Genomic DNA, 1,447 nt, shown 5'->3' with positions numbered 1-1,447 from the left:
CGGTTCTTCGAAGTTAAGCGGGGTGCGTTGACGATCCGCCCCGGAGATGTGGGCTCGCAGCCCTTCGGTGATCATCTGAGTGTCGAGTTCGGATGGTCACAAGTGAAGAGCTGCGAGCATGGTCAACGATACGACCCGGCTGCTGGGCTTGGAGGGTCTGGTAGTGGATCGGGTCGAGCTGCACCCGGAAGGTGCCCCGGTCGTCCACCTATCCACCGGTGATGAGCAGGCACGATGCTGTCCGCAGTGCGGAACCCGGGCGGTGCGGGTCAAGGGCTGGGTGCTCACCCAGCCGCGGGATCTGCCCGTCGCCGGGCGCGTCACCCGGTTGCGGTGGCGTAAACGGCGCTGGCACTGTGACCAGCCCGGATGCCCGCGCCGGTCGTTCACCGAGCAGGTTGCCCAGGTCCCGGCCCGAGCCCGGCTCACCGCCCGGCTGCGGCAGGCCGCCGGAGCGGCCGTCGCCGACGGCAACCGCACGATCGTGCAAGCCGCCCGTGACCTGGGCGTATCCTGGCCGGTCGTCGCGGCGGCGTTCACCGTGCACGCCCAGGCGGTGTTGCCGGCCGAACCGGAACCGGTCAGCGTGCTCGGCATCGACGAGGTCCGCCGGGGCAAACCCCGCTGGAGTTTCGACGAGGTCACCGCGTCGTGGACCACCACCGTCGACCGCTGGCACGTCGGCTTCGTGGATCTGCTCGGCGGGCAGGGGCTGCTCGCCCAGGTCGAAGGCCGCACCAGCAAGGCTGTGACCGACTGGCTCACTGCTCGTCCCGCGGCCTGGCGTGAGCAGGTCCAGGCCGTCGCGATCGACATGTGCACCGTGTTCAAGGCCGCCGTCCGCGAGGCACTGCCGCACGCACTGCTGGTCGTGGACCACTTCCACGTCGTGCAACTGGCCAACCGGGCCGTCACCGAGGTCCGCCGCCGCATGACGATGACTCATCGTGGCCGCCGAGGCCGCGCCAGCGACCCGGAATGGCAGCAACGCAACCGGCTGACCCGCTCAGCCGCCCGCATGCACGGCAAACACGTCGACCGGCTGACCGACACCCTCAGCAACCTGCCCACCAAGATCGGCCAGCCGATCCTGACCGCCTGGAACGCCAAGGAAGACCTGCTCGACCTACTCGCACTCGCCCGCACCCGGCCGGGCCGGGAGGCCGTCGACCGGCTGCTACACCGCTTCTACACCCGCTGCGCCGACTCCGGCCTGCTCGAACTGCACCGACTCGCCACCACGATCGAAACCTGGTGGCCGCAGATCCTCGCGTTCCTGCACACCGGCATCACCAACGCCGGCTCCGAAGGAACCAACCGCGTCATCAAGACCCTCGCCCGCAACGCCTACGGCTTCCGCAACCCCGAAAACCAGCGCCTACGCACCCGCGCAGCCACCACCCGCCGCCACCGCGGACACCTCAACCCCGCTTAACTTCGAAGAGCC

General features: G+C 69.4%; 1 protein-coding gene. It reads left to right on the top strand.

What is annotated here, in order from left to right:
* Positions 1-118: 118 nt before the first annotated feature.
* Positions 119-1,435 carry an ISL3 family transposase gene (locus ACFQS1_RS40410; RefSeq protein ID WP_378978362.1) on the top strand — a complete coding sequence of 439 codons (1,317 nt, stop codon included), beginning with the start codon at positions 119-121 and terminating at the stop codon, positions 1,433-1,435.
* Positions 1,436-1,447: the final 12 nt, after the last annotated feature.

This window comes from Paractinoplanes rhizophilus (assembly GCF_042664765.1).
In the GTDB taxonomy this organism is placed as follows: domain Bacteria; phylum Actinomycetota; class Actinomycetes; order Mycobacteriales; family Micromonosporaceae; genus Actinoplanes; species Actinoplanes rhizophilus.
The sequence above is the reverse complement of the archived record's forward strand: the minus strand, read 5'-3'. Positions and strand labels throughout refer to the sequence as shown.